Here is a 25,244-nt window from a genome sequence, read left to right on the forward strand (position 1 = left end):
CTTATTTCATCTTGAAAGATTTAACCGCATCAGCAAGTGTTAGTTTGCCGTCTGTGCGCTTATAAATTCTAAAGCCTACTTGACCATTGCCAGCGTAAAGCTCATTTAGTCTTTGTAGCCCCATTGCTCCTCTATCTGCAATTTGATAGTATTTCAAATCACCGAATATCGCAGGCTGTTTGCCCGCTGAAAGTTCATTATCCATAAACTCACTTACATAAACAGGTCTACCTAAAATAGTGTTTGGAGCACCTACCGTAAGCCCTTCCTCCCAAAGGTATCTATTGTTTTTGTCTTTGAGTTTTCTTAGCTCTTTTTCAAAAACATCAGACACTAGCCATGTAGCCTGATTTCTATATCCGACAGCTAGACTGTAGAACATATCAATTACTTCATCGGCTGTAAATTTGTCAGAAGCCCCGGTGGTTATACCGGCAGTAATTCCTGTAATAAGCCCTTTTGGTTTGTTGTTACCATCACCTTTGATAAAGGCTTCTTCTTCAAGAAGAGCTAATCCATCAACCATCTTGCCTTTTACATAAGCTTCGATGTTGATAGCACTATCATTGAGCAACTCTTCGCTGATCTTGATAATACCGCCTGCCTTATGCGCTCCGATTTGGATTTGGGCAAATGTTAAACCTGTTTCTTGGTATGCTGCTGCTTCTTGTATCCATCCGAATTGAGGGCGAGAAGCCTCTACAGGGATTAAGTTTGTATTTGCGGTTGTCATAACAGAGCAAAGCTTACGCATTAAGCACTCTTTGTTTAAGAGTTCTATTACGGAGGTTTGAAATGTTTTCGGCACTGTGTATCCACCGTTAGCATCTGTGGTTGATAGTGCGTTTCTCTCAAACTCTGCACCCCTAATGTATCTCCAAAAGTTCTCAGTGTAAGCATCGTCGCTTTTAACACTGCCTTTTTGCGCTTCAAATTCAGGTGCAGATGCCATAAATTTATCAGCTTTTTCTAGCGCTTCAAATCTTTGTATCTCAGCTTTTTTAGCATCGAAATCACGCTCCATAGCATCATATTTTGCATTTTCTTCTTGCGTAGTAGATCTGTTTTCTTTTTCCGCAGTAGCCAAAATGCCCCTCATGTCAGCAAGTAATTTGCTTGCTTCCTCTCTAAGTTGTTGTAGCTTGTTCATAAAACAATCTCCTTTTCTTTTAAATTTAATTTTCTTTTTTGTGTTTCATAATAAGCAGATTGCTTCATCTGCGCCATTTGCTCTTCTTCACGTTTTTTCGCACCCTTGTCGGCTCCTTTCCATACAGCACTCAGCTCAAGAATTGAAAAATCAGTCACTAAAACCTCGTCTATGCTATCCTCTCCCTTCTCTCGTTTTTGTTCTTTTATGCTGTATCCTATGGAAACATCACTAAGCACACCATCAATATATTTTTTGTAAATCTTTTGGCTATCATCATCGCTTGCAAACACTGCATCGCACAAGAGTTCGCCATCTTCTTCTCGTATGTTTTCAACTCTTGCTATTGCATTATCTACGCTTGGTTCGTGGTCTTTAAACATGGTTTTTAACTCATCAAACCTTGCCCCATTGATGTCTAGTGTTTCGTTGTAGTATCTACCATTATTCCAATCAAATCTTTTACAAGTGTTTTCACGACTAATCATCACAAAAGTTAAAGATTTTGTCTCTTCATTGCTTGCTCTAATAGTCGCTTTACGCGTCATTTTGTCCATTATCTCCCTTTCCAGCCTCACTCATATTTAAAGGCTGTAAATAAATATCCCCATTCTTGATAGGGTTTAAATCTTCTAACTCTCTTATGTCGTTTGCACTATAAACTCCCATATTGCGACCTAGGTTATAGGCTTCAAATCTTGACTTCATATCGCCCCTAGTAATTGCATTAATGTTGAATTTAAAGTAGAAATTACCCCACTCATTAGGTTTTAGTAACCTATGATTTAGAGCTTTTTCTATCTTCACAACTAGTGGTAAAATGGTAAATTCCGCAAATTCCTTACTTTGCTGTTCGATATTTGAAAAAGTCGCTTTTGTAAGGTCTGCTATCATGTGAGGCGGCACTCTAAACATTCTTGCGATGTCTGTAGTTTGGAATGCCCTCAGCTCTAAAAATTGTGCATCTTTGTTTGGTATTGAGATACCTTTATAAGCCGCTCCGCCCTCTAATACTGCTGTTTTATAAGCATTTTCGCCACTATAAGCCTTTTGCCAGCTGTTTTTCATCCTGTCGTAAGCTTCTTGATTAAGCTCTGTTGGTACTTCAATCACACCTGATGGGAATGCCCCGTTTGAAAAGAAGCTTTTGCCGTGATTTTCAGCAATTTGTGTTAGTTCTAAGCCGTTTCTGCACTTGGCGATAGGGCTTAAGCCTGTTATACCGTCTAGTGTGAAATATGGGATATTTACTATCTCGTCAAGTCCAAAGTTATATGTGCCGTCTTTACCCGTATATTGAAAATAGACATCATTGCTTCGCTCTTGCAGACTTACTTGCGAAGCATCTAAAATATCAAGTTGTAGCACTTGTCCATTGCGAGCTCTTATCGGTCTTATATAGCCGTTACCTCTTAAAAGCATAGAAGTAAGCAACGCTTCTAAGAATTGAGCAATATTCATTTTAGGGTTTGGTGCAACTTTAATCAATGGTCTTATTGGATGATTTTGCGCTATTACTCTTTGCTTCCCGTCTGTTTGATAAATTTCAAATGGCAAAGTTGAGATGGTTTCTGAGATAGCTCTAACACAGGCATAAACGGCGCTTATTTTCAGTGCATTTTCATTGCTGACACTTACTCCGTTTGTTGTAGCTGTAAAAATATCATCTGCTTCGCCCCTTGTTTTTGGGGGAGTAAAGAAGTTTTTAAAAAATTTCAACAAACACCAATCCTTGATTTTTTTTAAATACTAGCTGTTTTAATTTGGGAATTGGGTCAAAAACTTTTAATTTCGCCTTTTAAATATGGGCTTACATTAGGTTTTTGTGCTTCGTTGATAGTTTTTATAGCATAAGCCATGACTAGAGCTACTACTCCGTCTATTCTCTCTCTGCTTTTAGATTTGTCGGCTTTAATATTTTCGGCACTATCTCTTATAATTTCAACATTTGAAATCATCCATCTTAAAATCGGGTTGCCAAAATGGTTTATTTTGCCCGCTAATGCGAGAGTTTGTATTGCTTTTGTCGGTGCAGACATCGAGGCATAACCTTGCCCAAAAGGGCTTAAATTTAGCCCCTCATTAGTTAGGTTTGTGATTATCTTCGTGGAATTCCATCTGTCGTAGGCTGTTTCTTTGATGTTAAATTTTTCGTTAATTTGTAAAATATCACGCTCTACAAAGTCATAATCCACTACATTGCCCGGTGTTTGTTTTATTAGTCCTTTGTTAATCCAATCAATATAAGGCACTCTATCTCTGCGGCTTCTCTCTCTTGCATTGTCTTCAGGTATCCAGAAATGAGGGAATATGTGTAAGAACCCTCCTAGTTCGCAGATTACCACATAAGCTGTTATGTCTGTTGTGCTGGATAGGTCAAGCCCTGCGTAGCAATTTACACCCCTAAAATCACTATCGTTAAACCCTTGATGAATATTGTTTTGCCAAACAGCATCATTAATCCAGCTAGTGGATGAGTTGCACCAGATATTCAAATGCTTTGTCTTAAACGCCATCTCTTCTTCGCCGCTACTAAGCGCTTTTTTATAGCGTATGCGTAAATTTTCAAGCTTTACGCCGTATCCTAAGGCTGGGTTTGCCTTTACCCACTCGTTTTCATCCTGCCATTTTCCGGGGTCTGCTTCAAAAATCATACTATAAAAGCTATCATCCTCTATAATGCCCGCCTTAGCTTGCTTTGCGTAGTCGTATTTTTGTTTCATAACTCCTTGTAGGTTATACCCCGCAGTAGAAATAATAAATGCGAGCGGGCTATCTCTATTGATTTGTCCTTCTTCTAATACTCGCCATAATTCGCCATCTTTTGCTGCGTGTAGTTCGTCATAAACGAATACATAGGGTTTTAGTCCGTCTTTTGTATCTGCATTAGCGGTTAGAACTTTTACAAAATCTAAAAATTCGCCGTTTTTTTCTATCGTCTTTGTGCTTTTAAAGATTTTTGATTTTTTGATTAGCGATATGTTTTGTTTTAACATTGTTATAGTTGCGTTAAAGATTATTTTGGCTTGCTCCGTTTCGTTTGCCGCGCAATAAATTTCCTTGCCTTGCTCTGCATCAATAAATAGAAAAAATAGTAAAATAGCGGCTATTAGCTCCGTTTTGCCGTTTTTGCGAGGTAAAAATAAAAGTGCGGTTTGATAGCGTCTTGTTTTTGTATCTTTGCGATAGGTGGCTATCACATCAATAATAAACTCAATCTGAAACGGCAAGAGCTGAAATTTTACTCCTGCATAACGCCCTGTGGTGTGCTTTAAAAGAGTGATAAAATTTATAGCTTTTAACGCTAGTTTTTCATCAATATAAAAGGGACTACTTGCCAGCTCGTCTTGTTTTTGTTTAATAATATCACCGGCTATTTTTAATATTTCATCACGTGGGATAACGTGAAGTTCTTTTTTAGCCATCTAGTAGTTTATCCATTTCATCAAGTTCTATCATTTCACTTATTTTTAACCCCTTTCGGTTCCCTGCTCCTAGCCCTAATGCACGCGCCAAATCTCTCTTTACCCCTGTTAAAGTGTAATAGACCTTAATTAACGGGTGAGGTATTTCGTTGCCGTTATGATCATAAGTAGTAAAATTATCGCCCATTTGCTCTATAACCCTATCAAGCTTTATATCATTTACGCAGTAAGCATAAACAACCGACAAGTCGCAGTATTCATAAAGTCCTATTTCCTTAAGCTCTTTTATGACGGCATGTTTCTTGGCTTTTAAATTTACATCCATATTCGCTTCTTTTAGTGGAATAAGTGCGGTTTTGGTTTTTGTTTCGGCTATTTTTTCATTCCTGATTTTTTCTTTTTTCTCTTTAAAATTTGCATTGGGCTTTTTGCTTACTCGCTCTTTTTCTCGCTTGTCCTTGAGGGTTAAAATTTCACTTTCATAATAAAAAACATTTTTCCACTTTTTGATTGTGGATAGGTTGTGTTTTTTGGCTAAACGGCTCATAGTTTCAGATGAGCCTATGCCTAAAAGGCTCATCGCTTCTTGCTTTGGTATTTTCTTATCGCTTGACTTATTTATCACTTGACTTTGTTCTCGCTTGACTTTATTAAATTTCCAAAAATCCGCCGTGTAAAAAATGAAATGCACCCGTTCGATGTTCACGCCTGCCGAATGTAGAGATTTGACCACCCCTACCCATCGATTTCCTTTTTAACATTGATAGAAACACGCTCAACTTTATCATTTGCTGTCTTTCTATTGTGACAAGCTCGACACAACCCTTGTAGGTTTGATAGTTCTAGCTTTGCCCCACCATATTCTATTGGTGTGATGTGGTCTATTATTTCTGTTGGCTTCCCACACACTCTACAAAAGGGTTCTTGTTGTTTCTTTAATATTCTTGTCTTTTTCCACTCTTTGCTTTGATAAAACCTATCCGCTTCTTTGTTGCGGTAGAATGTATTATAAACTCTGTTTGTGCTCTCATTGACTGCTTTTCTGCACTTATCGCAAAGCCTTTCGTTGGTCTTGATTTGCACTCCGCACGTGCATCTTTTAAATAATGTTGGCATATTATCCCCTTGCTCTATAAAACCCGATTGTGGTTCTGTTTGTTAGTTTGTAGAAATGATCAAATTCTTTATCTTCTATTCCTCTTGTGGGCATCGCTACATAGTTGCCGCTATTAATAAGCTTTCTTATTCTTTTGGGTGGTTTTATGAATAGCGAAGATCCGAACTGTTTTACTTCAGCGTTGACTTGTCTTGTTGAAATAAAGAAGTTTTTGCTCAATGAAAAATATTTGGTTAAGTCACTCCCCAAATAAAACCCTGCTATTGAGTTAATCATCAACTCTCCACAATCTTATTTTCTCCCTAGCTGACTACTTACAAAATCTATCGCTTCGCCTGAGCCGTAGCACACCCTCGCGGAACCCTCATCAAGCATATTTAAAAACTCTATCCACTCTTTTTGTTCCGGGCTTACCTTGCTTACTTTCTTGTCGGCACGTTTCATCTCGACATATAAAATTCTGTGAGGTAGAAATATCATCAGATCAGGAAAGCCTGCATAAGTGCCGAGAGCTTTTAGTTTCTTTTTGTATTGCACGCTTGCCATTCTTTCATTTGCCACGTGTATATGTCTTATGCGTTGAACTCTTAGCCATTTGACAAAAGCCTTTTGCTCTTGCTCTTCGTATGGTATTTGCCCTATAGCTTGCATGTGAGCTACCGTATTTTTGTAGTTTGGTATCACAATAAGCTCCCTTGCTTGCTATTCAAATTCGCTTCTTTTATTTTCTTGTTGATTTTCTTTAGCCTGATTTCGTCTAGTTCTTTGATCATCAGCTAGCCTTGTTTATGCCTGATAGGAGTTTGTGAGTGCTATTTTCTATGGCTTTATTAGCCAGCTCTTGTTTAAACTCTAGTGCAGTGATAGGCTCTCTGTCTATGCCGATAAAGTGGATTTTGTCATATTTACTAGGTTGGTTGCTAAAGCTGTTTTGTCTTTCGTGTGCGCCGATTAAATAGCTTTTTGCCAAATGCGGAGTTTTAGCATAAGTCTTGTAAAGCTTTTTAAACTCCCATTTTTTGAAGTCATCCCACTCTTTACCCTCTAGTTTTCCTATTCGCTCCCAGCCTCCAGCCGCTTCTACCACACACATAATCGCTTTGTCGGCAAAACAGACGCTTCTATTTGTGCCATAGCGAGTAAGAGCATAAACTAAGTCGTCTAGTGCCAGCTGTGCTTTATCATCTACGCTTCCCTCTAGCACCTCTAAAATCTCAGCTATTGTCGGCATATTTGAGAATTTGCGTGTTTGTCTTAGCGTTCTTAGGGCTTGTCTTAATTCGGCTTCACTAAAACGCTCTAAGTCCTCAAAATAAAGTGCGATCACGGCAGGGCTTAAGTCTGCTTTGTAGTATTCAACTACCGGCATAAATACGCCGTAAAACTCATTTGTTGTCATAATTTCCTCCTACTCTGTGTCCTTGCCCGTTGGCTATTAGTTGGGCTTCAAACTCTCTAAAGGCTCGCATTGTGTTTAACGTGCCTTGATTTAGTCCGTGTGGGTTTGTCGTCGGGTTGTTCGGCACGTTTCGCCCATTGTTGCTCTTGCCAGGTTTTGGTTTGAATACACCCTGCCACTCATTAGCCATCGCTTCTCTTATGCAAGCGTTTACGTCTATGCCCTCGTCTGCCCACTTAGCCCACTCGCTAAACTTCATCTTGATACCTTGCTTGCTTAGTTTTTCTTTTCGCTCTGCTTTGTAGGCTAGATATTCTTGCCATAATTCAGGGTCGATAAAATCAGGCAAACTCATTTTAGGGGGTAAGGGGGTTAGATTAACTGTGTTTGAATTTGTTTTTGCTATTGGTTTGAATTTGTCTTTATAGATTTCCGTATTTGTTTCATCCATTTCCATATTTGTAAAATGGATTTCCGTATTTGTTTCATCCATTTCCATATTTGTAAAATGGATTTCCGTATTTGTTTCATCCATTTCCATATTTGTAAAATGGATTTCCGTATTTGTTTCATCCATTTCCGAACTCACAAGATACATAAACTTATCCGATAGGGCATACCAAGATGACCTATCAAATTTATTCTTGTTATAATTGCCTTTTATTATTGCGCCCATTTTTTCAAGTTTTTCAAGTAGCCCTGAAATTTGGCGTCTCGTCCAATACGGAAACTGCTCTGTGAGAGCTTGAGCTGAATTATAAGTCCAATACCTGCCGTCATAAAAGTTTCTATTGTTGGCACGGTTGTTTTTAACCCAATAGGCGATAAAACCAAGCACGTTAGCTTCATCAAACCCAACCTTTTTAGCCAGTTCTACATCTACGCTATGAGTTTTAATCATCACTTAGCTCCTTTATGTTTTTAAAAAACAAGGCTATTATTTGGTGCATCTTTGTGTCGTACATTTCTTTGTCAAAAATACCGTTCTTTGTTTCATATGCCTTTATTTCATTAATCATTTTTGGTCTTATTTTTTTTAGACTATTTTCTATTGTGTATAAAAAATCTAACTATCTCGTTTCTTGTAAGCCCTTGCGGGTATTGAGATAAAAATTCATAAACTTCTTTGCGTTTGCCACTTAGAAAAGGCTTTATTTCTCGGTATGCTTTTCTTGATGTTTCAGCTATCATTTTGCACCTCTTGTTATATTCACTCTAAAAGCCCCTTTTGGTAAAATAGAAGTCCTCACAAAAATTCACCAAAAGGAGCCGTTACAATGAACGACAAAATAAAAGTAACCCAAAGTATGCAGGATATGATCGACGCCGCCAATAAAATGCATAAAACATATGAGAGCTGGATTGTGTCTGGCAATATTCCGCACAAATTAAAACCACTAGTCGAGAAGCACTGGGAATTTGAGCCCAAATTACCAGCACCCAAAGCTATGAATTTTGAGGAACGATTTAATAAAATCGAAGCCCATCTTGAATTGTTATGCAAGGGCGTGATTACGGTTAGCGAAGCGATAATGGCGTTTAAGCAAATACAAGAAACAACGCTTAGGTGTCTAGCTCCCGACGGCTTTACAAAGGAGTTGTCCGAGCTAAAATCCGAAAACACTTTGCTAAAATCTCGCATTAGAGACTTGGAGTGCAAGTTAGAAAAATCAGAATAACTCGCCATTTTCGGTTCCTTTGACATTCTTGGTCGCTTCTTTTAGTGTCCTCACCGCCTCGTATGTATTTTTAAAGGCGACGCGGGCGTTTTCAAGGGCGTCCATTATTACCGCCGGATACGGCAAATCATCGGCTTCTGTTTTTCCTCGGCGGGCAGTGGTATCGCCGTAGTTATTTTTTTGAATACTCTCCTCAATCCGCACAACGGCGCTTTTTATCTGTGCCAGCTCGTAAATCATATTTTCTTGGCGAAGTTTTAAGATTTTAATCTCAGCCTTGAGTTTTGATTTTTTCATCTACTCTCCTTTGAGTTTTTACTGTTCTTCGAGCCACTGCCTGATGTTTTCCCATGCAGACATAGGTATTCCGTGCTCCTTTTCTATAATCAAGGCTTTGTGGTAAGAAGGGCGTTTTTTGCTGTTTTTCGCAAGCAAATGCTTAGTCCAACTTTTGCTAAAGTATTTCCATAAAATTAACTGTAATTCTTTATAAGTCATGGCATAAGTGTATATTAAGAACACTTAAAAAGATATTAAAAAGTGTTTTTATAGAACATATTTTTTTAGAGCTGTTTTGTTATAATAGTGCTTGCATAGAACACTTTTTACAAAAGGAGCTAACTATGGCTAAGATTTTTAACTACAAAAGACTCAAGGAGTTAATGAGGGAAAAGAAGGTTCAACAAAAACATATTATGTTTTATTTGGCAGAAAAAGGGGTCATATACTCCGATGATGGCATTAAAAATTGGTTCAGAACCGATGAAACTCAAAGAAGAGATCCTGAAATGAACACAATAAAACTTCTTGCAGAATTTTTTATGGTTAGCATAGATGAGCTAATAATAGGTTCTTGGGCTGAAAACATCTTTCCTTTACGACAAATACCGATAGTCGGCTCTGCTAGTTGTGGCATACCCGAAAATAATGCTCTCCAAGAAGCAAATAAATATACTTATTGTAATGAGCAAGACTGGAATGAAGAAGTGTATGCGGTTATTGCCAATGGTGATAGTATGGCGCCAACTATTGAAGAAGGCGATGAAGTGATGTGTGATCCTAGAGCGGAAATATTAGATGGCGATATAGTTCATTATGAGATAAACGGTGAGTGTGCAATAAAAACATACAAAATAGATTCAAAAAATAAAAAAATATTATTTATACCAATAAACAAAAGCTTTAAAACCAAAGAATTTGATGAGAATACAAATATCAGAATGGTAAAAGTAATGGATGTTAGAAAATCACTCAAAAATAACAGAAAAGAAAGATTGATAGCATTGGGCTTTAAATAGCTAGCTACTCCATACTCAAAGAGGTTTTAGGAAAAGGAGAGGACATGCAAGAGAACCTTAAGAAACATTTTTATAATGAATTTAAAAAATATAGGCATTTAAAACTAGAGGAAGTTAACACAGAAACTCACGACATAATATCATTAAATAAGTATATCTCATATGGTAAGTATTTTTTATTAACCGAAGAGGGAAAGCTAAGAGAGCAGGCTTTAGTAGATTATTTAATAGGACAAGACATAAAATTAGTTGCAGTGCCTATTGTAGAAAATGAAAGCTTGGTCTTTATAAAGTCAAATTTATAGTACATTTTGCTGAAATTTGGTAAAATTTCAATATAAAACAGTAAATTTTTGATACAATCTCAAAATTTTTATAATCTAGTTCTTTATAATGAGTGTTTTTTGGACACAAAATGTCTCAAAAAATTTAATATAGTTTCATTAATTTTTATCGAAAGGAGCAAAAAATGAAAGCGATGGATGTGGCAGCACGCATTATAAACCGTTGTATTGATATGAACAACCCTATTAGTAATTTAAAGCTCCAAAAGATTTTATATTTTATCAATATGCACTATCTTGTTAATAGGCAAAGACATCTTATAGATGGCGAGCTTTTTGAAGCGTGGCAGTATGGTCCTGTTATACAAGAAGTTTATAACAAATATGCTATTTTTGTGGCTAACCCAATAAAAGTGAGGGATATTAGGGCAAGCATCGAGCATTTCCCACAAGATGACGCTAATATGCTTTATAATTTTATAGACAAGGCAGCCAATGTTCCATCTTGGCAATTAGTCGAATTTAGTCACGCTAGAGGCGGCGCTTGGGATAGAGTGTATAGAGATGGGGTGGGGGCTCACGAGATAATCCCTAATGTGTTTATTGAAGAGGAAGCACGTAGCATTAGAGAGAGGCAATGAATAACTCTGATAAAGGAATAGACCTCTCTCGTTTTCTAGCTGAAAACAACGAACAAATCAAAACTTCAGTACACACCAGCGACGAGCACTCTGAAGAAACAAGCTTTAAATACTTCTTAATTAAAGCCTCACAATATATATTCAAAGAAAGCGAATACGACACTGTTGTTAAAGAGTTAGAAAAAATATATCAAGAGAATAAAAGACATCAATATTCAGAGATTACTGCATACCTAACAACACAAAGTCGCACAAAAAGAGAGTGCCTAGACACTATAGCTGAAAATATAAGACATATATACGAAAGCAAAAGCTTAAAAAACTATAATGGCGACTGCGATTATTTAAAAGACAATATTTTTAAACTACTAGACCATATATCATTGGAACGAATAAGACTAAATGATATTCTTGATTTTAAAGGGGATTTTGAACGCGCCGAAAAGAATATTAATAGATTTGAACAGAGAATAAATAGTACGAAAGGGGAAATCAACAAGACCAATAAAGAATTGAAAGCGGCCCAAACTAACTACATAACAATCCTTGGTATATTTGCTGCTATTATTCTCGCTTTTGTATCAGGTTTAGTATTTTCATCTTCGGTTTTACAAAACATAGACAAACCAAATACATTTAAACTTGTGTCTATTATATGTTTTTTGGGTGTTTTTATAATAAATATTCTAAATTTACTATTTAACCTTATCCGAGAAATTCACTCTGGGCAAAAACCACAAAATGGATGTTGCTCTAAAATATGGCTATTTAATATTATTATGGTTTTAATCGCTACAATATGCCTTATCAAGTCTTTTAACTACGATGAAAGAGTGAGAGTAGCAAGTGAAAGCAATTCTACTATTAACGTTAATACTGCCAACATTAGCTTTAGCCCTAAGCGGTAAAGTTATCAAAGTATTAGACGGCGATACAATCACAATACTTCAAAACAAACAGCAAGTTAAAGTAAGACTATACGGCATAGACGCACCCGAAAAGAAACAAGCTTACGGCGAAAAATCCCGTAAATTTTTAGCAAATCTTATCGCAGGTCAAATCGTAGAAGTCAAAGAAAAAGGCAAAGATAAATATAAGCGTGTTTTAGGTGTAGTCTTTCATAAAGGACAAGATATAAACGCCCAGATGGTATCAAACGGCTATGCTTGGGCTTTTGTAAAATACTCAAAAGACTATGTAAAGCACCAAGAATACGCAGTGTCAAAGAAATTTGGACTGTGGGCTGACAAAGAGCCTATTGCCCCGTGGGAGTGGAGGAAAAATCCTACCAGTGGCAAGTTTCTCTAAGCTCTTTAATAACCTTGCCTAACCCCTCCGTCTCAAAAACCGCAGTTATAGGGTTCTCTCGATATGGTGTTACTTGCGCTATATATTTTTTTGAATTTAACATCTTTTTAATATACGAAACCGGCGTGCGTTTGAATGAGGCTTTAGAGTCGGTTGAAATATCCCAATAGGAAGTTTCTGCTTTTTTACTATCAATCCTGTCTATAACTTTTATATAATCTAGCCCTAAGTATGCATTCCAATTTATATACATCTCCGTCTTGTTGTTTTGACATCTTATTATAAGTGTTGCAATCTCTCCGTATGTGCCACGTCCTGATGTAGCCTCTAGCCACAAGACTACTGTTTTATTGTCTGTTAATTCGTCTTTTGTAATGTCCTGTATCCATTTGCCGTTTTGCTCCAGCGTGCTTGACGCAAAAATACCAATACAAAACAATCCAAGAAATAACAATTTTTTCACGACATACTCCTTAATAAAAAGTTAATGAAATTATAGCAGAAAACAAAAAACATAAAAAGTGTTTTTATTAAACACTTTTTTAAGTGGTTTTTAAGTGTTCTTAATATACACTTTCACTATCCAAACAAAGGAGACCCACTCCTAGCCTACGTAAGGCAGAAGCTACGGGAGCGCACTATGAAAGCGATATTGTCATAGCCTTATCAGCCCTGATAGCGCACGTTCAGGGGTAGAAAAATCCGTGCAACCTTATTTATGTAAAGTGATATAAATTTAAGGAAAGGATAAAAAATGTTTGAGCTAAAAAATTTTATGCAAGATAAAATTACGGGCTTTTACGGGATAGTGATTGCTAAATGTGAGTACTTAAGCAAAGAAACTGAATATTTAATTCAGCCCCCGCTAAATGAAAACGGTGTATATAAAGAACCTGTTTGGTTTAACGAGGGGAGATTGGCACTAATATCAACCAATATCAACGACGCTATGGGCGCTCAAGGAATAAAAAGAAATTGTCTGTTACCAAGCTTTTTACCACTTGAATTAAGCGCCACCCTTGAGAGTATAGCTGAACCAAAGTTGTTTGTTCGCCATCAATAGCTTCAAATCCTCCACGTGTTTCGCCGTCAATAGGTGGCAGTCTATTGACGCGATACAGTGTGGATTCTTCGTTAGCGAATTTAGGCGCATAAAAAACTTTAATTTCCATCTTTTTGCCTCCTTTCTTAAGAGATGAAAAAATTATACAACCTATTAAATTTATATCACTTTACATTACTCATACAAAAGGATAAACAATGAAATTCCTAAAACTACTACTAGGCTTTAAAGCTAAAAAATACATTATCTCAAACGTCAAATTTCTAAGTTTAAAGGCTTAGTGGATTAATTTTAATACACAAAAACGCTTGTGTATCAAAAATCTCAAAAAAATATACACAAAACAGGCGATAGACAGCCAAAGGCTGGTCTATTTTTATTTAGAGAATTTATAAAGGACACACAATGAGCCACATAGACAGAGTTGATTGCGACTTAATGGAATACAACAAAAGGCAAGCTAGGACAGACGCTAAGTTTGAAGAGTTTAAAGTAAAAGCGGACGAGATAGTCGGGGATATGGTTTTTCATCTCGGACAGCTCAAGAGCGATTATGAAGAATACGTGTCTTACGATGACTTAGACGACTACGTAAGAGATAGTGTGATAGAAGAGTTTAATATAAGGAGGTAGCAATGAGCTGGTTAGAGTTTCAAGCAAAATGGATAAGCAGGGGCTACATAGTAACGGGCAATAAGTTTAATTTTAGAGTTGAAAGGATAAAACAATGAGTAACACAATGGAATTAATCGTATCTTACGAGGCACAAACAGCGGATAGTCAATTGCTAAAAACAAACTTTGAGGATATAAAGACCGAAGTTATAGCACAGGTTGAAAAGTATTCAATCGAAGTTACCGAAGAAAACATACCAGAAGCTAAAAAAGTGATGGCAAATTTTAACAAAGTTAAAGCCGAAATCGGCGAAAGATATAAATTTTATATCGATAAGCTTTCAGCACCCATTAATCAGCTAAAAGACGAAAAGAAAGCTATTGAGGGGATTATAACCGACGGCAGGCAAAAGATAGCCGACGGCGTAGCAGGTTTTGAGAGAGCTAAGCTTGAGGAAATCGAAGCTAAAGTAAAAGAGTATATTAACTCTCTTTGTGCCGAAAAGGAAATCAATCCCGAGCTTATTAATAGCGGCGAATTTGTAAAGCTAACTGCCATTACAAGCACAGGAAGCTTGGCTAAAACTACAAAAGAAGCTATTGAAGCAAAAATCGGGCTTATAGAAAACGAGATTTTAAAAGCCAAATTAGAGGCTGAAGAAAAAGCTAAACGTGATCGTGAGATAGCAGAAGCTGCAAAGCGTGAAGCGGAAGAAAAAGCGGCTAAGGAAAAAGCGGAGCTAGAAGCGAAAGCCGAACGTGAAAAGGCTGAACTACTAGCCAAAGCCGAAAAAGAAAAAGCTGAAGCAATAGAGAGAGCCAAAGCTGAAGCAATAAGAGAAGAGCCTAAACAAGCCCCTGAAATGACAGATGACGGCAAGGCTATCTATACAATAAGAGCAACATTTAAAGTAAGAGCTAATGCTAATGCTCCACACGATAAGCTAACAGAAAAAATTAACGAAATGCTAGTGAAAGCAGGTATAAATAACTGCGTAAAATTAGAGGTGTTAAATGCTTGAGGTTGAGCTTGATGGGTTTAAGGGGTTTAAACATCCCCTTGACACGATGATAAAAGGACTATCAAATAAAGACTACCATGAGGCGGGAGGGCTTAGCTCAACCCGTTTCGATCTGATCAGGAAAAGTGTTCGGGTCTTTAAATTTAGACATATATTTGACACGTGGAAACCTTGCTTTGACGAGGGCACACTTTGCCACGACTGCATTTTAACGCCTGAAAATGTTGAAAAAACCTACATCGAAAGCCCTACTGTCGGACTTGACACAAAAAAAGCTGAGGCGTTACGAGAAGCTAACCCCGATAAAATCGTAGTTGCCAAAGATATGATAGAGCATTACAAAAAAATTGCGACTATAGTAAATAAAATCGTGCCGTTTTTAAAATATGCGGACAAGGAAGTTAGCTTTTTTCACTATCACGAAGACGCGGATTTATTATTACAGGCGCGCCCTGATATTTATATCCGCGAATTCGGAATGCTTTATGATCTCAAAAGCGCCAAGGCAAATAGCCAAGAGGAATTTGAAAAGATCATCGAGCCATATAACTACGATCTGTCGCTAGCTTATTACAATGACGTCTTAAATTTGTGCGGGTATAAAACAAGTTTAGAGCTTATGGGCTGGCTTTGCATACCAAAATCCGCACCGTACGCCCCATTCATAGTAAGAGTGAGCAATGAGTTGCTAGAAAAAGGGCGTAGCAAATATCAAGAGCTTTTAACGCGGTATATGGACTACATTGCCGCCGAAAAAGAGCTAGGCGAAGAAGATATGAATTTAATAATATCCGACCTTGCTAGATATAAGGCGCACAGCTACGAGTATAGAAAAGAAAATTATGTGTAAAGGATAAATAATGAGTAACGCAATAATACCAAGAGAAGAGCAAGCAAGGGCGTTGGTAAGCTCAAAAATGAACCAAATAAACATAATAGTTGGTAACGATAAAGCCAAAGCTTCAGCATTTGGAAGCGCTATTGTAAATATGGCTAACGACTTCAACTTAAGCAGGTGTAGCGTTGATAGTATAGTAAATACTGCAATGCAGATCGTGCAAATAGGACTACACCCTAACAAGCTTTTCGGTCAGGCTTATGTAGTGCCTTATGGTAGCACGGCACAGCTTCAAATAGGCTACAAGGGATTAATCGCCCTTGGTATGCGTAACGGCTGGAAATTTAGAGCGGTAGCAGTGTATAACTGCGATGAGTTTAGTATCGAGTTTAACGGACTTGATGACAAGATCAAATTTAAACCAAACTATGAAGTCCGCAACGATGATGACGGAGCTTGGGTATTTGCAAACTTAACGGGCGTGATAGTCTATGCAAAAGATAGCGGGGAAAATGTATTTAGCGAGTTTGTAAGCAAGAAAAAACTTGAGAAACTAAGGCTAAAAAGCTCAAACCAAACAAAAAGAGTTAAGGACGAAAAAGGGGCAATGGTAAGTGTAAAAAGCGAAGATGCACTGGTTGGTGTTTGGCTTGAATGGGCGGAAGAGATGTATAAGGCTAAGGCTTTAAAATACGTAGCTTCACGCTTGCCTATAAATGACCGCTTAGCCGAAGCCGTAAGTATAGAAGATGAACCTATAAGAGCCGAAGCAAAAATCGAGGCTCCTAAAACAAAAGACCTAAACCAACTACTACAAAGCACAAGTGCAAATTCTTCACATGTGCCTGAAAACACAACTGTAAAAGAAAATTTGACAGTTGAACCGGTAGAAGTTGAAATCGAGAGCGATGATATAACTTTAGGCGGCGATACTCCTCATCAAATTTTAGAAAACGAGCTTATCAAGCGTGGTGCGACACCCGATGAAGCCGAAGATTTGGTAAGCAGATATAACATAGAGGCGGTAAATGAGATTTTACAAGACCCAAACAGTATAGACAATATGATTGAGAATTTAAGAGGTTAAAGATGTTTAACAAAATAATTCTAGTGGGACATCTCTCAAAAAATATCGAGCTAAGATACACACAAGGCGGAAGCGCAATAGGCTCTTCCGCTATTGCCGTAACTCGCAAATATACACTAAACAACGAAAAGCGAGAGGAAACGTGCTTTATTGATATAACCTTTTTCGGTAAATCTGCCGAGATAGCTAATCAATACCTAAGCAAAGGCTCAAAGCTACTAATAGAGGGTAGATTAAGACAAGAGCAGTGGACTGATAATAACGGACAAAACAGAAGCAAACACAGCGTAAGTGTTGAAAATATGGAAATGTTAGGTGGTCCGCAACAGCAAGGAAACAGCAATCAAGGCTACGGCGGAGGGTATGGAAATCAAAATTTTCATAATGCCTCGAAAGAGGTTTATCAAGACAAAAACGCCGATATTGACGTAGATAAATACGATAGCGATGAAACGATACCGTTTTAAGGATAAAGATGAAACAAACCGAATACCTATACGGAGTTTCACTTGATGAAATACCAAACGCTGACGAGCATTTTAAGGCAAAAATCAAAGCTGGCGAAAAGCTAGTTAGAGAGTTGCTTGAAGCGCCTTATCCAGAGCGTGATTTTACAAGGATAGACGACGTTTTAAAAGCGATTGAGTTTAATAGAAAGATGTTAAATAGGGAGATATAACATCTTTTTAATTTGAGTTTTTGTAGAATTTAGCCTTTAAGAAAGGAATAGTATGACAGATGAGAATTTAATAAAACAGACCTGCAAAGAGTTAAATTTAACCTATAAACAGCTCGGCGAGGCGATAGGGTATAGTGAAGCAGCCATTAAGGCGGCTATTGCTAAAAATGAAATTAGCGAACCAATGAGGCGTGCCATTGAACTTTATCAAGAAACACTAAATTTAAAAGAGCAAAACAAGGAGTTTGAAGCGTTTAAAGCATTTTTTAAAAACATACTCAAAGATTGATAGGATATTTAATATCCTATTTTTTACTACAAAAATATACAAAACATCTTAAAACTATTGACAAAAGATTACTAATTAGCTATAATACTCCTATCAAAAGGATATTTAATAACCTTTTGAAATAAACCAAAGGAGTATCAGATGACAAGATTGTTGCAACTTCTGTGTCTGATTTTGCAAATCCTTTACTGGGTTTTGCGAATTTTTGGGTGGATTTAATCCACTCCCCGAAAGGGGACAAAGAAAATCTTTAATCTGATACCCTTTGAAATTATACCATAAGGAGCTTATATGTCAGCAGATGTTTTAGACGTCTTAATGGTTGTAGCTTTTGTAGCTACTTGCATTTGGATATACCGCACAAAGGGGGCAAAATGAAGCCCCTTAGCCCACAAAAAGAGAAATTCGCAAAGTATTTGGAGCTTTATAAGATAGAGCCGACCGACAGCGAACAAGAGATAAGTTATAAGGTGCTTGATTGCGCTTACGATTTGTTTTGCGCTTTAGACGCATTTACAAAAAATCATAACGCTATGAAGGCTAAAATTTTAAACATATTAAACCCAAAAGGAGAATAATATGACGGAATTAATCCCGATTTTACAAACGCAGTTTAATGGCGCTGAAATAAATTCAGTCAATGCAAGAGATTTGCACGCAGTTTTAGAGAGTAAATATCAGTTTGCCGACTGGATAAAAACAAGGCTTGATGAAGTAGATGCTATTGAAAATATCGACTACATCATCGTTTCAGAAAAATCTGAAACGATGAGCGAGGCTGGTAGAAAGGCGAGTATCAAAAAAGAATACATCCTAACCATAGACATAGCCAAAGAAATCGCAATGCTAGAGCGAAACGAAGTCGGCAAGAAAGTAAGGCGATACTTTATAGAGTTTGAGAAACGAGCCAAAAAACCGCTTAATCAGCTAGATTTTTTGCAAATGCAGTTAAATGTAATGAGACAGCACGATGAAAGAATAACGGCTATCGAGGATAAACACAGAAAAGATGAAAGGCGTTTTAGAAATTTAGAAAATACGGCAAAAAGAGACGAGGAATTAAAAGAATACACGACGGCAGTCGGCTTTGGTATCTTAAAAGGGATTAGCTTAGATAAAAAACAATGTCAAAGACTAGGCACTAAGGCTTCTAAGTTAAGTAGAGAAGCCGGAGTGCTGATAGTAACTATTCCCGACCAAAAACACGGCAAAGTCGGCACTTATAGACACGATATTTTAGAAAAAGCGTTTAATGCGCTAAATTTTAACATAGAAATAGGAGTATAAAAATGAAATACTACAAGAAATTTAAAATACTGCAAGCACTAAGAGCGGACGTAGGCGACGAGCCGATATTTTACCCAGATAATGCGACAAAGCTTTACGGCATATCATTTCCCGAACACGGCTTTAAAATGGGGCGTGATTATGATGTATTCAATCAAGCTTTTATCGATAAAGACGGCGCGAAGCCATACGATAAGATCGCACACTTTACGAATAAAGGCGTAAAAAGACTTTTAAAAGTAAGTCCACAAGCACGTGCGAGAATTGATGAAATTTGGAAAGAGTATATCGTTAATGCAGGCGATTACTAAAAATAAAGAAGTAGCCTAATCCGCCAGAAAAAGGCTACAAAAAAACAAGACTTTAATTATACACAACACAACTTAAACTATGCAGTGTCGTTTTGGCACTGCCCTACTTTTTAAGACACAAGGACAAAAAATGACAACAAGAGAAATGATAAAAATAATGGAAGCTTTTGAGAGGGGCGAGGAGATACAATATGCGCGCAAAGGAAGTGAAGACTGGTTTGTGCTTCACATTGGTATGTGGCGTTGGGATGATTACGACTATAGGATTACACCAAAATACAAAAAAAGACATCCAGAGGGGATAAAATTTGTCTACCGATGTGAAGCAGGCATACCTAACCCAAAAATACTAGTTATTACATTTGTCGAAACACCTGTTATAAAAGGAAATAAAAAACCATACGAACAAGATAAGGCAATATACATACTTACAGGCATAAAAACTACCGATAAAAATGCTGTTGTAATAATGGATGAAGACAACTTGGAAAAAGAATTAATAAGAGTAGATGATTGCCTTTGGTATTGGGAAACATTAGACACAGAAGGCGAGTGGTTTCACACTAATCACAGATGCGATAGGCAGAAAGCTTTAGAGTATTATTCCGAAGACACCGAACTAATACCGCTTTACTCTCTAGGCTTTAGATTGCCAAAGGAAAATAAATGACACCAACACAACGTATAACAGAATGGAATAAAACAAGAGGACTGCTAGAGCAAGGCTACAATGCAGAGCGTGAAACGGCTTTTGTTTTAGAGGAGCTTTACGAACTCTTAGGGTTTAAGGGCGATGTTAAAGGGTATGCTAGAGATAAAGCAGAAGAAATACTCAAAGAAAAACAAATCAAGTGGATTTCTAAAATAGAAAAAGGGCTTTGCTACTACAAAACCTTGAAAAGACAAGACCCGACCGATCAAGACATCTTAGATGGCTTGGGCGATTTAATCGTATTTGCCACCGGTGCAATGGCTAAGAAGCTTCACGAAATGGGGTCGCTACTAACTCCTGATGACATCTTAAATCGAGTTATGGATGCGAACGACTTAAAAGGCAGTAAGGTTGATGAAAAAGGAAAAATCATTAAATCTGGTGACTTTGAGCAGTCAAAATTAGTGTAAGGATTGGCGATGAGAGAGATTAAATTTAGAGTCTGGGATAAAGAAAAAAAGAAACTTACGGATGATTTTTACTTTCATGAATTTACGGACGTGAATTGTTTTTTTAGCGAAGGGTGCTGCGCTTTCTCTTTAGATGATGTTATTTTTATGCAATACACAGGATTAAAAGATAAAAACGGAGTTGAAATTTACGAGGGGGATATTATCAAAAAAATAGGAGACATTAAAACCTACTCTATTGTTTTTGATGGTGTGTTAGCCGCCTATCTCATGGATGACGGCACGGGCGGCTACGGGCTAAATCAAATGCTACTGCGGGATTTTGAGGTTATCGGCAACATCTATGAAAACCCTGAATTATTAGAATTTAAAAATCCACAACCAACAAAGAAAACAAATGAGTAGCCCAGATAGAGAAAAAGAGCGCGAGATGTTTAAGCGGATTGATAGCTTTAATCTCAAACAAAAGAAACACGCTGAAAAAGTGGAGTGGATAATCCGTGAAGTATCAAAGCTTGATGATATGAGGCTGAATCGGATAATCCATCAGATAGAGTTGATAAAGGATAATTAGTGAAACAATACCCACGAGATACAACCTACGGCGAGCAAGTATCACTATACAAAGAAAGTATGACAATGAAAAAAGGGGTTGGAGTATCAGAATATCCAGCTCCAAGTTGGAATGCAAGACTGCCTAAACGCAAAACCGTAGTCCGCACCAATGCTAAATTAGGGCTTATTTGGGGTAGTGAGAATTTAACCCTTGAGGAATTTATCGAGCAAGCGAAAATACAAGCTAAAACAGCAAAAGGGCTATGTGAGAACATAATCGGCTCCGTATCTCTTACGGAAGCTAAAGAATATGCCCAGAAATTAAAGGAGGTGTTATGAATGATGAAATAATAGTTTTTAAAAAATCGGATCTTAAAAGCATATTGTCAGAAACTATACAAAGCGAATTGGCAAAAAAGCTAAGCTCATTTGAGGCTCTTATTAAAAAACTAGCTGTAAAAAAGGATTTGCCTGAATGGGTGAAAGGAGACAAGCAAGCAGGTGGATTGATAGGTATTAGTGGGCAAGGTATGGCAAAGAGGCGCAATAGCGGAGTTTATAAAGAAGGGGTTGATTTTACAAAAAAATCAGGTAGAATTCTTTATCGCACCGATGCCTTGCTTAATCTTAAGGAGTAAAAAATGGAAATTAAGATTATAGTCAGGGGCAAGTTCCTTTATTTAGAATATGTCGAATTTGGTAAAAGAGTTAGAAAAAGCACGGGCTTAAAAGATACAAAAGCTAATATCGCATACATACACCGCAATATTATCCCGGAGATAGAGCGAAAACAAAAGCTAGGCATCAATTCAAACCAGACACATAAAATAAGCTATTTTCTTGATAGGGTTATGAAAAAAACCATACAAGAGAAAAAAATAAACACGATAGTAGTTTATGATGTCGCTGTAAGGAGGTTTTTGGAAAAGCTTGGCGATAGGGATGTTGATACTTATACCATAAGTGAAATAGAAAAGTTTGTAAGCGAGCTTGCTCCAAAGACGGCGAGGACTTATCTAGCCCCCGTATCTTTGGCGTTTTCTTTAGCGGTTAAGTATGACATTATACCACGAAACCCTTGCAGTTTTGTTGATATGCCAAAAATCAAACAAAAAGAGAGAATGGCGTTTGATAAAGACAGCGTAAAATCACTCTTGGCACACGCAAAAGGAGAATTAAAAACGTTTCTTTATTTTGCTTTTTATACAGGGGCTAGGGCAAACGAAATTTTGGCTTTAAGGTGGGATGATATAAGTGAATATGACATTCTTATTAGTAAAACTTGTGCAAGGGGAGTTATAAATAGTCCCAAAAATGGCAAACCCAGACGAGTTATATTGCTAGAGCCTTTAAAAGACTATTTAGATACATTATCCAAAAATGGTGATTTAGTGTTCAAATCAGACTATTTAAGCATATCTAGGTTTTTTACAATGTTGCAAATCGAGTTAGGGTTAAAGCCTCAGGGATTACATATAACAAGGCATACTTATGCAAGCTTACTTATAAATGCAAACGTAAAGCCTACTTTAGCTCAAGAGATGCTAGGGCATAGCTCTTTATTGATGACAAATTTATATACTCATTACCTACAAAACAAGAGTGATAAATCAGAGTTAGAAAAAGCACTTTTTTAACCGTTTGGCACAAAATTTGGCACACTACAAAAAACACACTACAAAAAAGCCCTAAAATAGGCGATTTTATAGAGTGTTATATTTAAAATTAGGTTAAAAACAAAATTAAATTTTATAAATTTGCAATAAATTCTTTAAACTTATCTCCTCGCTCGGCGTAGCTATTAAACTGATCAAGGCTTGCAGCAGCAGGACTTAGAAGAGCCATCTCGTCTAAAATTCGAGCTTCTTTTGAATTTGCTTTCTTAGTCGGTTTTTTAAAATTTTTATCTATTTGTATTACGGCTACATCTAAAAATTCGCATTTTAGAGCTGGAATTTGAAATTCCTCAGCCAGCTTCATAATCTTATAGCTATTTGAGCCGATAGCGTAAATTTTAGTATTTGCGCTATTTATAGCCTTAAAAAGCTGCGTCATATCGACACCCTTATCATCTCCACCTAGTATTAGGTGCAGGAATTTATCCTCATATCGCTTTAGAGCTTGAATGGTCGCGTCGATATTGGTAGCTTTTGTGTCATTTACCCAAATCCGCCCGAATTTGTCCTTAAATTCTTCAAGTTTATTGCTCTCTATCACAAATTTGTTTAGTAAATTCGCGTTGCACCTATCAAAGATTATTTTTTGTACCGCCAGCGCTAAAAGAGCGTCCATTAAAAACGGCACTTTGAAATTTATCTCATTTGTGGCAACTCCGCAAAATTTAGCCAAATCCTCTTCGTTTTTGTAGCTTATGACCTTTGCAAGAGTCGGAGTGTTGGCGTAAATTTCAGGCAATATCGCAACCGAGTTTTCTCTCATCATGCCAAGCGGCTTAAGCTTGGCGGCTTCATAAGAGCTCATATCGCCGTGCCAAGTTAGATGATCGGGCGTTATGGGCAAAAGCACGTATATATCAGGCTTTGCAAGGTTTGTGTAGTGAAGCGTGAAGGAGCTCGTTTCCAGTATCCAAATTTTAGCTTTAGTGTCTAGTTCGGCTAGTGGAGTGCCTACGTTTCCGCCCATTACCGAGCCTTTGTCTTCAAGCAGGTGCTGCATCATCTTAGTCGTCGTTGTCTTGCCGTTTGTTCCGCTTATCCATACACTAAAAGGCATTTTGGATGCGAAAAAATCATATTCGCTGATTAAATTTTGCGATTTTTTAATCAGCTCATGATATGGCGGAAAGCCTGGGCTTGGGATCTCAAGTTCGCTTTTGTCTGGATTAAATTCACTTACCGGCAAAAGATTATTTCCAAATTCATCCTTTGAAATTTGGCTAAATTTGTCATCATATACATCCCAAATTCCCTCATCTTGGCAGTTTTTGGCAATAGCCTTGGTCGTGCCGCCGTAACCGAACAAACTTCTTTTCATTATCTTATCTTTAGCGCCGTTAGGGCGATTAGATTTGCTAAAAGCGCGATGATCCAAAATCTAACGATGATTTTGTTTTCAACCCAGCCTTTAATCTCGAAATGATGATGAATAGGCGCCATTAAGAAAATTCTCTTTTTGAAAATTTTAAAGCTTCCAACCTGCAAAATAACGCTTAAAGTCTCAATCACAAAGATAAATCCTATGATAATAAGCAAAATTTCGTTTTTGGTCATAACTCCCATAAGCCCTATGTAAGCGCCTATACTAAGGCTTCCGCTATCACCCATGAAAACTTGTGCGGGATGGCAGTTAAACCACAAAAACCCCATCAAAGAGCCGATTAGAGCAGAAGCGATGATGATAGTTTCGCCCACGCCGATGATCTTTGGAAGTAGCAAATAAGAGCTAAATAGCGCATGTCCGCAGATATAGGCAAAAATTCCTAATGTAACAAGCGAAAGCATTGCGGGAACGGCTGCAAGTCCGTCAAGCCCGTCCGTTAAATTTACCGCATTTGAAGCCGCAACTATAACTAGCGTCCAAAAGACTATAGCAAAAATTTTAAGATCCAGTAACGGGAATTTATAAAACGGCACATAAAATTCAGTTCCTATATCGCCGCTAAGATAAAGCACGGTTGAAACCGCAAACGATACTAAAATTTGAGCTAAAAGCTTGGCTTTAGGGCTTAGTCCCGCGTGGTTGTTTGCGCCTAGAATTTTTGATATGTCGTCTTTAAACCCGATCGCCGTAAAACCTGCAAGACAGAGCAAAGAGGCGATAACGAAGCTGTTATCAAGTCTAGCGCAGATGATAGTTGCCAGTATCGCCGTTACCATAAAGACTATGCCTCCCATGGTCGGGGTTTTTTCTTTTTTTTGGTGTGTTTTTGGAGCAAGCTCGTAAATCGGCTGACTGGCGTTTTTAGCCCTTGCCCAAGCGATAAATTTAGGCATAAGATAAACAGTAAGCGCAAAAGATATGAAAAACGCTATACCTGCGCGAACCGTGATGTATTGAAAGATGTTAAAATTTAGGATTTCATAAAGATAATAAAACATGTGAGCCTTTATTTTTAA

40 protein-coding genes are annotated in these 25,244 nt (G+C 37.4%); 24 read left to right on the top strand and 16 right to left on the bottom strand.

Annotation, left to right across the window (positions count from 1 at the left end):
- Nucleotide 1: 1 nt before the first annotated feature.
- From CDOM16190_RS05275 to CDOM16190_RS05325, 12 genes are all read right to left on the bottom strand, one after another.
- The gene (locus CDOM16190_RS05275) at nt 2–1,150 is read right to left on the bottom strand and encodes a phage major capsid protein (protein ID WP_170019198.1); all 1,149 of its coding nucleotides are present in this window, start codon (nt 1,148–1,150) and stop codon (nt 2–4) included.
- Complete coding sequence (locus tag CDOM16190_RS05280) at nt 1,147–1,707, bottom strand: HK97 family phage prohead protease (RefSeq protein WP_170019199.1); 561 nt, start codon at nt 1,705–1,707, stop codon at nt 1,147–1,149. Before CDOM16190_RS05280 ends, CDOM16190_RS05275 begins: the two co-directional genes overlap by 4 nt.
- Entirely contained in the window at nt 1,688–2,869 is a 1,182-nt protein-coding gene (locus CDOM16190_RS05285; RefSeq protein WP_249934120.1) for a phage portal protein, read from the bottom strand. The genes CDOM16190_RS05280 and CDOM16190_RS05285 overlap by 20 nt, the downstream gene beginning before the upstream one ends.
- 56 nt (nt 2,870–2,925) lie before the next feature.
- Nucleotides 2,926–4,575, bottom strand: a complete 1,650-nt coding sequence (locus CDOM16190_RS05290; protein WP_170019200.1) for a terminase large subunit — start codon at nt 4,573–4,575, stop codon at nt 2,926–2,928.
- A complete protein-coding gene (locus CDOM16190_RS05295; RefSeq protein ID WP_170019201.1) occupies nt 4,568–5,308 on the bottom strand; it encodes a hypothetical protein in 741 nt (246 codons plus the stop codon). Before CDOM16190_RS05295 ends, CDOM16190_RS05290 begins: the two co-directional genes overlap by 8 nt.
- Before the next feature lie 2 nt (nt 5,309–5,310).
- On the bottom strand, nt 5,311–5,691 hold the full coding sequence (locus tag CDOM16190_RS05300) for an HNH endonuclease (protein WP_170019202.1): 381 nt from the start codon (nt 5,689–5,691) through the stop codon (nt 5,311–5,313).
- A gap of 1 nt (nt 5,692) precedes the next feature.
- Complete coding sequence (locus CDOM16190_RS05305; protein WP_170019203.1) at nt 5,693–5,968, bottom strand: hypothetical protein; 276 nt, start codon at nt 5,966–5,968, stop codon at nt 5,693–5,695.
- Between the two features lie 15 nt (nt 5,969–5,983).
- Nucleotides 5,984–6,376, bottom strand: coding sequence for a VRR-NUC domain-containing protein (locus CDOM16190_RS05310; RefSeq protein ID WP_170019204.1), 393 nt, complete (start codon nt 6,374–6,376; stop codon nt 5,984–5,986).
- An 88-nt stretch (nt 6,377–6,464) separates the two neighbouring features.
- Nucleotides 6,465–7,091 carry a DUF6475 domain-containing protein gene (locus CDOM16190_RS05315; RefSeq protein ID WP_170019205.1) on the bottom strand — a complete coding sequence of 209 codons (627 nt, stop codon included), beginning with the start codon at nt 7,089–7,091 and terminating at the stop codon, nt 6,465–6,467.
- Nucleotides 7,078–7,992, bottom strand: a complete 915-nt coding sequence (locus CDOM16190_RS05320; RefSeq protein WP_502707514.1) for a phage replication initiator YdaU family protein — start codon at nt 7,990–7,992, stop codon at nt 7,078–7,080. Before CDOM16190_RS05320 ends, CDOM16190_RS05315 begins: the two co-directional genes overlap by 14 nt.
- Complete coding sequence (locus tag CDOM16190_RS10840) at nt 7,985–8,110, bottom strand: hypothetical protein (RefSeq protein WP_283956940.1); 126 nt, start codon at nt 8,108–8,110, stop codon at nt 7,985–7,987. Before CDOM16190_RS10840 ends, CDOM16190_RS05320 begins: the two co-directional genes overlap by 8 nt.
- A 22-nt stretch (nt 8,111–8,132) precedes the next feature.
- Nucleotides 8,133–8,282, bottom strand: coding sequence for a hypothetical protein (locus tag CDOM16190_RS05325; protein WP_170019207.1), 150 nt, complete (start codon nt 8,280–8,282; stop codon nt 8,133–8,135).
- A gap of 86 nt (nt 8,283–8,368) precedes the next feature.
- On the opposite strand from CDOM16190_RS05325, the gene CDOM16190_RS05330 reads away from it, so the two are divergent.
- A complete protein-coding gene (locus tag CDOM16190_RS05330) occupies nt 8,369–8,770 on the top strand; it encodes a hypothetical protein (RefSeq protein WP_170019208.1) in 402 nt (133 codons plus the stop codon).
- Here CDOM16190_RS05330 and CDOM16190_RS05335 read toward each other — a convergent pair.
- Complete coding sequence (locus CDOM16190_RS05335; protein ID WP_170019209.1) at nt 8,762–9,067, bottom strand: hypothetical protein; 306 nt, start codon at nt 9,065–9,067, stop codon at nt 8,762–8,764. The two genes, CDOM16190_RS05330 and CDOM16190_RS05335, sit on opposite strands and share 9 nt — an antisense overlap.
- Nucleotides 9,068–9,393: 326 nt before the next feature.
- Here CDOM16190_RS05335 and CDOM16190_RS05340 point away from each other — a divergent pair, with 326 nt between their 5' ends.
- The 5 genes from CDOM16190_RS05340 (at nt 9,394) to CDOM16190_RS05360 (ending at nt 12,301) form a co-directional block, all read left to right on the top strand.
- Complete coding sequence (locus tag CDOM16190_RS05340) at nt 9,394–10,068, top strand: XRE family transcriptional regulator (RefSeq protein WP_170019210.1); 675 nt, start codon at nt 9,394–9,396, stop codon at nt 10,066–10,068.
- Nucleotides 10,069–10,112: 44 nt separating this feature from the next.
- On the top strand, nt 10,113–10,373 hold the full coding sequence (locus tag CDOM16190_RS05345) for a hypothetical protein (RefSeq protein ID WP_170019211.1): 261 nt from the start codon (nt 10,113–10,115) through the stop codon (nt 10,371–10,373).
- 164 nt (nt 10,374–10,537) lie between these two features.
- Complete coding sequence (locus tag CDOM16190_RS05350) at nt 10,538–10,993, top strand: Panacea domain-containing protein (RefSeq protein ID WP_170019212.1); 456 nt, start codon at nt 10,538–10,540, stop codon at nt 10,991–10,993.
- Nucleotides 10,990–11,901: a hypothetical protein gene (locus CDOM16190_RS05355; protein WP_170019213.1), complete on the top strand. Its 912-nt coding sequence runs from the start codon at nt 10,990–10,992 to the stop codon at nt 11,899–11,901. Before CDOM16190_RS05350 ends, CDOM16190_RS05355 begins: the two co-directional genes overlap by 4 nt.
- The gene (locus CDOM16190_RS05360) at nt 11,840–12,301 is read left to right on the top strand and encodes a thermonuclease family protein (RefSeq protein ID WP_170019214.1); all 462 of its coding nucleotides are present in this window, start codon (nt 11,840–11,842) and stop codon (nt 12,299–12,301) included. The genes CDOM16190_RS05355 and CDOM16190_RS05360 overlap by 62 nt, the downstream gene beginning before the upstream one ends.
- Here the strand turns inward: CDOM16190_RS05360 and CDOM16190_RS05365 are convergent.
- The gene (locus CDOM16190_RS05365; RefSeq protein WP_170019215.1) at nt 12,279–12,764 is read right to left on the bottom strand and encodes a type VI secretion system-associated protein TagO; all 486 of its coding nucleotides are present in this window, start codon (nt 12,762–12,764) and stop codon (nt 12,279–12,281) included. The genes CDOM16190_RS05360 and CDOM16190_RS05365 overlap by 23 nt on opposite strands.
- A gap of 291 nt (nt 12,765–13,055) precedes the next feature.
- Here CDOM16190_RS05365 and CDOM16190_RS05370 point away from each other — a divergent pair, with 291 nt between their 5' ends.
- From CDOM16190_RS05370 to CDOM16190_RS05455, 18 genes are all read left to right on the top strand, one after another.
- Complete coding sequence (locus CDOM16190_RS05370) at nt 13,056–13,364, top strand: hypothetical protein (RefSeq protein WP_170019216.1); 309 nt, start codon at nt 13,056–13,058, stop codon at nt 13,362–13,364.
- Nucleotides 13,365–13,769: 405 nt separating this feature from the next.
- A complete protein-coding gene (locus CDOM16190_RS05375) occupies nt 13,770–13,997 on the top strand; it encodes a hypothetical protein (protein WP_170019217.1) in 228 nt (75 codons plus the stop codon).
- A gap of 94 nt (nt 13,998–14,091) precedes the next feature.
- The gene (locus CDOM16190_RS05380; protein WP_170019218.1) at nt 14,092–15,000 is read left to right on the top strand and encodes a DUF1351 domain-containing protein; all 909 of its coding nucleotides are present in this window, start codon (nt 14,092–14,094) and stop codon (nt 14,998–15,000) included.
- Entirely contained in the window at nt 14,993–15,850 is an 858-nt protein-coding gene (locus tag CDOM16190_RS05385) for a PD-(D/E)XK nuclease-like domain-containing protein (RefSeq protein WP_170019219.1), read from the top strand. The genes CDOM16190_RS05380 and CDOM16190_RS05385 overlap by 8 nt, the downstream gene beginning before the upstream one ends.
- A 10-nt stretch (nt 15,851–15,860) precedes the next feature.
- Nucleotides 15,861–16,925, top strand: a complete 1,065-nt coding sequence (locus tag CDOM16190_RS05390) for a recombinase RecT (protein WP_170019220.1) — start codon at nt 15,861–15,863, stop codon at nt 16,923–16,925.
- 2 nt (nt 16,926–16,927) lie between these two features.
- Nucleotides 16,928–17,392, top strand: a complete 465-nt coding sequence (ssb, locus tag CDOM16190_RS05395; RefSeq protein WP_170019221.1) for a single-stranded DNA-binding protein — start codon at nt 16,928–16,930, stop codon at nt 17,390–17,392.
- A gap of 8 nt (nt 17,393–17,400) precedes the next feature.
- On the top strand, nt 17,401–17,604 hold the full coding sequence (locus CDOM16190_RS05400; protein ID WP_170019222.1) for a VOC family protein: 204 nt from the start codon (nt 17,401–17,403) through the stop codon (nt 17,602–17,604).
- A 52-nt stretch (nt 17,605–17,656) separates the two neighbouring features.
- Nucleotides 17,657–17,893: a transcriptional regulator gene (locus CDOM16190_RS05405; protein ID WP_170019223.1), complete on the top strand. Its 237-nt coding sequence runs from the start codon at nt 17,657–17,659 to the stop codon at nt 17,891–17,893.
- Nucleotides 17,894–18,267: 374 nt separating this feature from the next.
- Nucleotides 18,268–18,471: a hypothetical protein gene (locus tag CDOM16190_RS05410; RefSeq protein WP_170019224.1), complete on the top strand. Its 204-nt coding sequence runs from the start codon at nt 18,268–18,270 to the stop codon at nt 18,469–18,471.
- A 1-nt stretch (nt 18,472) separates the two neighbouring features.
- The gene (locus CDOM16190_RS05415; RefSeq protein ID WP_170019225.1) at nt 18,473–19,180 is read left to right on the top strand and encodes an antA/AntB antirepressor family protein; all 708 of its coding nucleotides are present in this window, start codon (nt 18,473–18,475) and stop codon (nt 19,178–19,180) included.
- A gap of 2 nt (nt 19,181–19,182) precedes the next feature.
- Nucleotides 19,183–19,491: a hypothetical protein gene (locus tag CDOM16190_RS05420; protein ID WP_170019226.1), complete on the top strand. Its 309-nt coding sequence runs from the start codon at nt 19,183–19,185 to the stop codon at nt 19,489–19,491.
- 130 nt (nt 19,492–19,621) lie between these two features.
- Entirely contained in the window at nt 19,622–20,161 is a 540-nt protein-coding gene (locus tag CDOM16190_RS05425) for a hypothetical protein (protein ID WP_170019227.1), read from the top strand.
- Nucleotides 20,158–20,613 (top strand): hypothetical protein, encoded by a 456-nt coding sequence (locus tag CDOM16190_RS05430; RefSeq protein ID WP_170019228.1) that lies wholly within the window; start codon nt 20,158–20,160, stop codon nt 20,611–20,613. The genes CDOM16190_RS05425 and CDOM16190_RS05430 overlap by 4 nt, the downstream gene beginning before the upstream one ends.
- A gap of 9 nt (nt 20,614–20,622) precedes the next feature.
- Complete coding sequence (locus CDOM16190_RS05435; protein ID WP_170019229.1) at nt 20,623–21,018, top strand: YopX family phage-derived protein; 396 nt, start codon at nt 20,623–20,625, stop codon at nt 21,016–21,018.
- Complete coding sequence (locus tag CDOM16190_RS05440) at nt 21,011–21,187, top strand: hypothetical protein (RefSeq protein WP_170019230.1); 177 nt, start codon at nt 21,011–21,013, stop codon at nt 21,185–21,187. The genes CDOM16190_RS05435 and CDOM16190_RS05440 overlap by 8 nt, the downstream gene beginning before the upstream one ends.
- Nucleotides 21,187–21,507, top strand: coding sequence for a hypothetical protein (locus tag CDOM16190_RS05445; RefSeq protein ID WP_170019231.1), 321 nt, complete (start codon nt 21,187–21,189; stop codon nt 21,505–21,507). The genes CDOM16190_RS05440 and CDOM16190_RS05445 overlap by 1 nt, the downstream gene beginning before the upstream one ends.
- Nucleotides 21,504–21,806 (top strand): hypothetical protein, encoded by a 303-nt coding sequence (locus tag CDOM16190_RS05450; RefSeq protein ID WP_170019232.1) that lies wholly within the window; start codon nt 21,504–21,506, stop codon nt 21,804–21,806. Before CDOM16190_RS05445 ends, CDOM16190_RS05450 begins: the two co-directional genes overlap by 4 nt.
- Before the next feature lie 3 nt (nt 21,807–21,809).
- Nucleotides 21,810–22,805 (top strand): tyrosine-type recombinase/integrase, encoded by a 996-nt coding sequence (locus tag CDOM16190_RS05455; RefSeq protein WP_170019233.1) that lies wholly within the window; start codon nt 21,810–21,812, stop codon nt 22,803–22,805.
- A gap of 112 nt (nt 22,806–22,917) precedes the next feature.
- Here the strand turns inward: CDOM16190_RS05455 and murD are convergent, their stop codons facing one another.
- Both murD and mraY read right to left on the bottom strand, forming a co-directional pair.
- Nucleotides 22,918–24,162, bottom strand: a complete 1,245-nt coding sequence (murD, locus tag CDOM16190_RS05460; protein WP_170019234.1) for a UDP-N-acetylmuramoyl-L-alanine--D-glutamate ligase — start codon at nt 24,160–24,162, stop codon at nt 22,918–22,920.
- Nucleotides 24,162–25,226, bottom strand: a complete 1,065-nt coding sequence (gene mraY, locus CDOM16190_RS05465) for a phospho-N-acetylmuramoyl-pentapeptide-transferase (protein WP_169939839.1) — start codon at nt 25,224–25,226, stop codon at nt 24,162–24,164. The genes murD and mraY overlap by 1 nt, the downstream gene beginning before the upstream one ends.
- Between the last annotated feature and the right edge of the window lie 18 nt (nt 25,227–25,244).

This window comes from Campylobacter sp. RM16190, from assembly GCF_012978835.1.
In the GTDB taxonomy this organism is placed as follows: domain Bacteria; phylum Campylobacterota; class Campylobacteria; order Campylobacterales; family Campylobacteraceae; genus Campylobacter_A.